The 7,017-nt window shown below is 59.8% G+C and carries 6 protein-coding genes; 1 reads left to right on the top strand and 5 read right to left on the bottom strand.

Going from position 1 to position 7,017, the window contains the following annotated elements:
* Positions 1 to 425 precede the first annotated feature (425 nt).
* From AB6O04_RS19780 to AB6O04_RS19770, 3 genes are read right to left on the bottom strand one after another with little or no spacing between them, the layout of a single operon-like run.
* Positions 426 to 689 carry a hypothetical protein gene (locus AB6O04_RS19780; protein WP_368566125.1) on the bottom strand — a complete coding sequence of 88 codons (264 nt, stop codon included), beginning with the start codon at positions 687 to 689 and terminating at the stop codon, positions 426 to 428.
* Positions 686 to 2,008: a TFIIB-type zinc ribbon-containing protein gene (locus tag AB6O04_RS19775; RefSeq protein WP_368566124.1), complete on the bottom strand. Its 1,323-nt coding sequence runs from the start codon at positions 2,006 to 2,008 to the stop codon at positions 686 to 688. The genes AB6O04_RS19780 and AB6O04_RS19775 overlap by 4 nt, the downstream gene beginning before the upstream one ends.
* A gap of 21 nt (positions 2,009 to 2,029) precedes the next feature.
* Complete coding sequence (locus tag AB6O04_RS19770) at positions 2,030 to 3,181, bottom strand: SPFH domain-containing protein (RefSeq protein ID WP_368566123.1); 1,152 nt, start codon at positions 3,179 to 3,181, stop codon at positions 2,030 to 2,032.
* A gap of 160 nt (positions 3,182 to 3,341) precedes the next feature.
* Here AB6O04_RS19770 and AB6O04_RS19765 point away from each other — a divergent pair, with 160 nt between their 5' ends.
* Positions 3,342 to 4,343, top strand: a complete 1,002-nt coding sequence (locus tag AB6O04_RS19765) for an alpha/beta hydrolase (protein WP_368566122.1) — start codon at positions 3,342 to 3,344, stop codon at positions 4,341 to 4,343.
* 189 nt (positions 4,344 to 4,532) lie between these two features.
* Here the strand turns inward: AB6O04_RS19765 and AB6O04_RS19760 are convergent, their stop codons facing one another.
* Both AB6O04_RS19760 and AB6O04_RS19755 read right to left on the bottom strand, forming a co-directional pair.
* Positions 4,533 to 4,721, bottom strand: coding sequence for a hypothetical protein (locus tag AB6O04_RS19760; protein WP_368566121.1), 189 nt, complete (start codon positions 4,719 to 4,721; stop codon positions 4,533 to 4,535).
* 337 nt (positions 4,722 to 5,058) lie between these two features.
* Positions 5,059 to 6,942, bottom strand: coding sequence for a glycoside hydrolase family 2 protein (locus AB6O04_RS19755; protein ID WP_368566120.1), 1,884 nt, complete (start codon positions 6,940 to 6,942; stop codon positions 5,059 to 5,061).
* Positions 6,943 to 7,017: the final 75 nt, after the last annotated feature.

The following is a 7,017-nucleotide window of genomic DNA, read 5'->3' as shown; positions in this document are numbered from 1 at the left end:
TCGAACCGCCAGGGAAAGAGCTCGCGGCGGGACGCCGCTCCTACAAAAGCAAATGCCCATGACCGTAGGAGCGCCGTCTCGGCGCGAGCTCTTGCGCTATCGAACCGCCGGGGGAAAAGCTCGCGGCGGGACGCCGCTCCTACAAAAGCGAACGCCCATCACCGTAGGAGCGCCGTCTCGGCGCGAGCTCTTGCTCTGTCGAACCGCCAGGGAAAAGCTCGCGGCGGGACGCCGCTCCTACAAAAGCAAATGCCCATGACCGTAGGAGCGCCGTCTCGGCGCGAGCTCTTGCTCTATCGAACCACCAGGGAAAAAGCTCGCGGCGGGACGCCGCTCCTACAAAAGCAAACGCCCATGACCTGTAGGAGCGACGTCAGTCGCGATGAAGCTTTACAGGCAAAGCCCCATCGCGACTGACGTCACTCCTACAATCCGGCCTCGTCCCGCACACGTTCCACGCGCGTGCGATACGCACTGACGTTATTGCCCGAGATGCTCGCGTCCCGGGTGCCGTTGTTCTCGCCGATTTTCTGGTCCGAGCCCGTCACCGGCTGCGCCTCAATGACCGTTTCGCGTTCGAAGGCGTGCGATTTGTCGGTGTTTCGGTAGTACCGGTACAAGGCCCAGTACAGCGCAGCTGCGCCGGCCGGGCCGATTGCCAGCAGCCATAGCCCACTGTCGTCGCTCATGACGTGCTCACCATGATCCAGAGTGCGATGCCTTCGAGGAACGTGCCCACCGTGAGCGCGGTAGTGATCAGCTTCCACTGCTGCACCGGCACGCTGCCCATAGTTTCGCCGGTGCGGCCGTTCACCGCGATGTAGTGCAGCATGCCGCCGTTGGCGCCCGGCTGGTGGTAGGAATAAAGCCAGACCGGCAGGTACATCGATACCCAGCGCGTGCCGTGCACGCTGAGGCGTTCGCGTTCCCAGCGCACGCCGCGGTCGTAGCGGCTCACCGACCTTTCGACCTGGGCGCGACCGACCGACAGCAACTGGTCTTCAAGGCGCGGCCGCAGGCGTTCGACGTCTGTGTTGCGCTTTTCCGAAGTGAAGCCCGACAGGTAGGACGCGTTCCACTTCACCGCGTTCTTGGTGTCGAAGGGCAGGATGGTATTGATGATGTTGTTGGTGTTGGTTCTCGTATCCAGGTTGCCGCGTTCGGTGGAGGACTCCAGCGGCAGATCGTCCACCGTGAAGTCCACCTGGCGTTCCACCTGGTAAACGTCGGCGTCGTAGTAGGTCTTCTTCTTGTCGCCGGTACCGCGCGTGTATTCGCGCGTTTGTATCTCGCCCTCGCCGGCGACCTCCACACTGACGTTGCCGTCGACGATCATGTAGGGCAGATACACGCCGACCACGTTCTCTGGCGTGAACTGTTCCTTGAATTCCTTCAGCGCGAACAGTCGGCGCTTGTCCACGAACTGGCGGATGCGCGCGACCGCGTCTTCTTTCTTGATATGGAAGGGCAGCACCGCATCAGGCACTGCGCCGTTGGCCACCTGCTCGTTGACGCCAAGCACGTGCCGGCACCAGTGGCAGCGCGCCGTCATCGCATTGTCGGTGTTGACCGTCACCTCGGCGCCGCAGCCGGTGCACTTGAAGCTCATCAGGCTGGCGGCGTCGGCGGCGATGTCGCGCGCACCGGAGGCGATGACCGTGCCCTTGAGTTGGGCGATTCCCTCGCCGAACCCGAATTCCTCCTCGACCCGCACGCCGTGCCATTCGTTGCGGCAGTACAGGCAGACCAGAAGATCGCTGCCAGGCTTGTGCCGGATATCGGTCGCACCGCATTTCGGGCAGCGGTTGAGGCCGTCCTTCAGCTCGGTGGCGGCCGTATCGATGGCGACTGGGTCGGGCGCCAGCAATTCCTCGCGGATCGCTTCGGGCAGCGTGGCCGTGTCGATCGGCACGCTGCCCGGCAGGGGTGGCACGTCCTGCGGCGATCCCGGGCCGCTGACCGGCGGCAACTGCGGCGGCAACGGAGGAGGACGATTGGCGCTCGACATATGCGTTGCGTGGTTCCCGGTTTACAGGCCCAACGCCTTGGCCTTGAGCGCGTCGTAGTCGTCCTGCGTGATCAGGCCAAGATCGAGCATCTCCTTGGCTTTCTTCAGCTTGGCGACCGGATCGTCAGCGGCCGGTGCCGCCGGCGTGGCCGGCTGCTGGATGTTGCCGATGCCGCCGAGCATGCCCGAGGCCATGCCCACGCCGACCAGTCCTGCGGCGCCACCGTTTTCTCCCGCCGACTGGATGCCCTGCGCGACGCTCGCCTGCAGGTTGGAGTTGCCACGCGAACCGGCGAGCGCATCAGCGCGCTGCACGGTCTTCAGCAGCTCTCGTGTGTTGGGGTCGTATTCGATCGATACGATGGCGGTTTTGACGATGGCCAGGCCGCGGTCGGATTTCCACTGGTAGCCGTTCTCCACGGCATCGGACAGGCTCTTGGCGAAACCCAGCGAATCCTGTTGCAGCTTGGTGATGCGATTGCCCTTGGCGGGATCGTTGGAGTACAGGCTGAAGGCCGGGGCCAGCGAACCGACGACTTCGTTGAAGAGCTGGCCGGCGGCGGCGTTTTCCATATCGGTGAAGTCGAAGACCTTGCCCGGCTGCAGGTAGCTGGCGGGCACGAAGTTCTTCACGAACAGGATGGGATCGACGATCTTCAGCGTGTAGGAGCCGCGAGTGACCGCGCCGACCTGGGTGTTGAGGAAGCCGTCGTCCCAGTAGATTTCCGACTGCGTGCCGAAGCGGTTTTCAGGCAGTTCCTTCAGCGAAACGAAGAAGGCCGCCTGCTGCGAACCGGGCTGGCCGCCGAACTTGAAACGTTCCCAGCTCTGCTTGATGAGCGGGCTGACCAATCCATCGCCCGCGAAGACCGACTGCGAGTTGAGGTCGTCCGACCGCCATTCGTAGCCGCCCGGCTCCGCGGCGAAGCCGGTGATCTTGCCGTCCTGGAACAGCAGCAGCCCGTAGCCCTCGGGCACCACGATCTTGGAGCCGTTGGTGATGATGTTGGAGGAGCCCTGCGTGTTGGAGCCGCGCCCGGCGTTGGTGCCGCGCGGCACCGCGGCGAACAGCGCCGCCGTCGGCGGCAGGCCGTCCGGCACCGTGTAGAAGTCCTTCCACTGATCGCCGAGCATGCCACCGACCGCGCCCGTCACCGCTTGAACAAGACCCATGACATCTCTCCGTGATTAGTGGCCGGGCGACGTACCCGCCATAGCGGACGTACTATACCCGGGCACGCCGGCTCCGATGCCTTCTTTGTAGCAAACCACAGTTCATGCACCCGACGCGGCTTCGCGGTCGGCTTGGACCAGACACTAAGGAAAGAAGAGCATGAACAAAATCGTGGCATTGATGCTGATGGCGCTGGCCTTGTGCGTTGCCCCGGCCCAGGCCGGTACCGAAAAGATTTCGGTCCACGGCACCTCGCTGGAAGGCAATCTGGAAGGCAACAGCGCCGACCGCGATGTCTTCGTTGTCCTGCCGCCGAGCTACGCGAAAGAACCGAACCGACGCTACCCGGTGGTCTATTTTCTCCATGGCTTTGGCGACACCGCGCAAATCTACCTGGACTATCTAAAGGCACCTGACGCGACTCGCACCGCCTTCGCCGCCGGCGCGCAAGAGATGATCCTGGTGCTCCCAGACGGCTACACGCGGTTGGGTGGCTCGATGTTTTCGAACTCGCCTACGGTCGGCGATTTCGAAACCTTCGTGGCGCGCGATCTGGTCGCGCACATTGACCGCCATTACCGCACCCTCGCCCGCCGCGAGAGCCGCGGCCTCTCGGGCCATTCGATGGGCGGCTACGGCACGCTGAGGATCGGGATGAAATTCCCGCACGTCTTTTCCAGCCTCTACGCGATGAGCAGCTGCTGCCTGATCCCGCGCACCATCCCCCTTGGGCAGGCGAAGGCGATCGATAGCGTCACGCTGCAACAGGCGCTCAAACCCGAGTTCGATAAGCGCTTCGACCTCGCCGCGGCCGCCGCCTGGTCGCCCGCGCCGAACAAACCGCCTTTATTCCTGGACAGCGGTGCTGAGGGCGACGCCCTGGACCCGCTGGTCCTCGCCAAATGGGCCGCAAACGCACCGCAGGCGATGCTGCCGCAATACCTCCCGGCGCTACGATCGATGACCGCCATTTCGCTCGATGTGGGCAACGAGGATTTCATCCTCGCCGATAGCAACGCGATGCATACCGAACTGAATCGCTACGGCATCACACATCACTTTGAGGTGTATGAGGGCGACCACGGCAATCGCGTCCCGGAACGGTTCCAGGCAAAGGTTCTGCCGTTCTTTGCCAGGCATCTTGCGGGTCAAACGCGCTGAGCCAACTCATCCGCCCAGCGAACAGGGTCAGCTCGCGGGATACGGTTCGGCTGGCATGGCTCGCGATGGGCGGACCGGCTGCGCCGTTGAGAAGCTCTTCAACAGCCGAAGGCTGGTCAAGCCGCCTCGCTCGGAAAGCCAAGGCTAGCTTCAGACTAAAGAAGTGCACTCCGCCTCTGTTTCCCGGGCTCAAGAACCCGGATCGGCGGGCGGATCCTTGCTTCGGGTGCGGGATACCGCGGTGACGATGCCGATGCCCAGCAGCACGACCGTACCCACCGCGATCCATTGCGTAGCCAGACCGGCCAGATGCGCGCCATACGCCAAACCACCGATCAACACCGCAATACCTAAGAGATAGATCGCTAACGACGACATATGCGTGCCTCCTGTCTGTGGACGGCACGATTCTAGGCGGCGCCCTTGGTAGCTGGTGTGAGGCTGGGCTACTCGCGGACAACACAGCCAGCCTGGCTTCATGCTGCATGGCGGCAATGGCGTGCCACGGGGCTACGGCTTGCAGTAAGCAACGCCAACCAGCGGGCAGAAAGCCTTCATCACGGGGAATCCGGATAAGCTTGCGCGCAAACCCAGCCTACGGCCCTTTTGGGATCTAATCGTAGTTAGGGGGTCATAGAGACGCCATTGCAAACCCGCTTTGTTGGTCGAATTCCAGCAGCTTGTCGAAGCAACGGGTTGGAACGCAATTGTGGGCCTAATTACCTTCTTCCCCTTTCGTCGACGCTGCTCCCGATTGTTCCTTCTTATCGTAAAACTCTTTCAACACAAAGAAAGACTTTTTCTTTATGCCGCTACTCGAATAAATTCCCTTGCGATTGTAATCATCCTGAATGCCATCGAGCTGGCGGCGCGGGGAGCGGAAGTCGGCAAGAATCCAGGGTGAGGTGCCCACAAAGCCGTCGATTCTATCGATCATGCCCAAGCTCTTCCTGTAGAGGTTCTCCTGGAACTCTTCGGTGAAAATCGTGTTTACATCGCCGTGATAACCCTGCTTCGCGCCGCCGCCGAACTCGCTCACGAATACCGGTTTGTCGTAGTTGATTTCCCAGGTCACCTTGTCGGCTTTTTCCGGCAGACCGTCGTACCAGCCGATGTATTGGTTGAAGCTCACCATGTCCACCAGATCCGCCAGCGGATCCTCTACGACCGCGATATTGGGATTGTCGCTACGGTAATGCTTTTCCATAGCCGCGCTTAGCAAGCGCGTGCTATCCAACTCACGCGCTTTTCTTGCGAGGCGCGCGAGGAACTGATTGCGAGCTTCCGATATCGGCGTTTCGTTGGCGAGCGACCATATGATGACTGCTGCACGGTTCTTATCGCGCTCGATCATCTCGGCTAGTTGCGCTTCTGCATTCTGATACGTGGCTTCGTTCTTCCAGTTGATCGTCCAGTAGACGGGAATTTCCGACCAAACCAGTAAACCCATTCGGTCCGCGAGACGCACCATATCTTCATTGTGCGGATAGTGGGCGAGGCGCACAAAATTTGCGTTCAACTCTTTTGCCCAGCCTAACAACGTCTCAGCTTCTTTGGCGCTGCTGACACGGCCACCGCCATCGGCGGAATATTCTTCGTGTACCGAGATGCCGCGCAAGAAAATCGGCTTGCCATTCAGCAATAATTGTTTGCCTTGGGTGGTAATCGTGCGCAGACCAATATCGTCGATTAGCTTATCGCCGCCACTGCTGATTTGGACGGAATAGAGTTTGGGATTTTCCGGCGACCAGAGCTCTGCGTCAGGCACTGCAAATGAGAAGGTGGCATCTCCGTTTTCATCGACAGTGAGGGTTTGCTGTACTTCTAATTCTGGCAAACGCAGCTGGATTTTCTCTCCGCCTTTAGCTCCATCCAATAGCACCGAACCGGTCACGGTTTTCTGTTCCCATGACCCGAGTGCAATGGTGTAATCCCGTATGAAGGTGCGCGGCGTATTAAAGAGCTTCACATCGCGCGTGATTCCGCCGTAGTTCCACCAATCGGTATTGAGAGTGGGGACTTCATCAGCGTGGCGTTTGTTGTCCACTTTAATAATCAAGGAATTGTCTTTGGATTTCAGCTTCCCGGTCACTTCATAGTGAAATGGGGTAAAACCGCCTACATGCATACCGAGCTTTTTACCGTTCAGATAAACATCCGCACGGTAGTTGACGGCACCGAAGTAGATGAACTGGCGATCCGATTGTTTCGCAGCTGGCGCATCGAATTTTCTCCGGTACCAAACGCTGCCCTCGTAGTAATAAAGTTTTTCCTTCTGCGTATTCCAATCACCGGGGACCTGCAGGGTGTCGGCCTTATCGAAATCGTATTCGATCAGATCGGATGGTGTTCTGGGTTTTGAATCGGTAAAGAACGCATTGAACGACGGAGTCTCCTGCTGATCGAACGGTTCCCAGCGATAGTTGTAATAACCGTTTTCGTAAGGATCGACGATGATTCTCCATTCGCCGTTGAGCGATGTAGCGTTCCGTGTGTGTGCTTGCAGCGGTAATTCCGCCGCGAGTGCGAATTGCGAAGTTCCCAAGCAGAGCACGAGCAGGCTGGAGATGGAATGCCTGAACAGAAATAATAGTTTCATTCGATAGCTCTCTTGTGGTCGGAGATTATTGCGGCTTTTAACTTTCGCTCATCTGTTGCGGGCTGATTTCCAGGC

Source organism: Pseudoxanthomonas sp. UTMC 1351, from assembly GCF_040948865.1.
Lineage (GTDB): Bacteria > Pseudomonadota > Gammaproteobacteria > Xanthomonadales > Xanthomonadaceae > Pseudoxanthomonas_A.
This window is presented reverse-complemented; position numbering and strand designations above follow the sequence as displayed.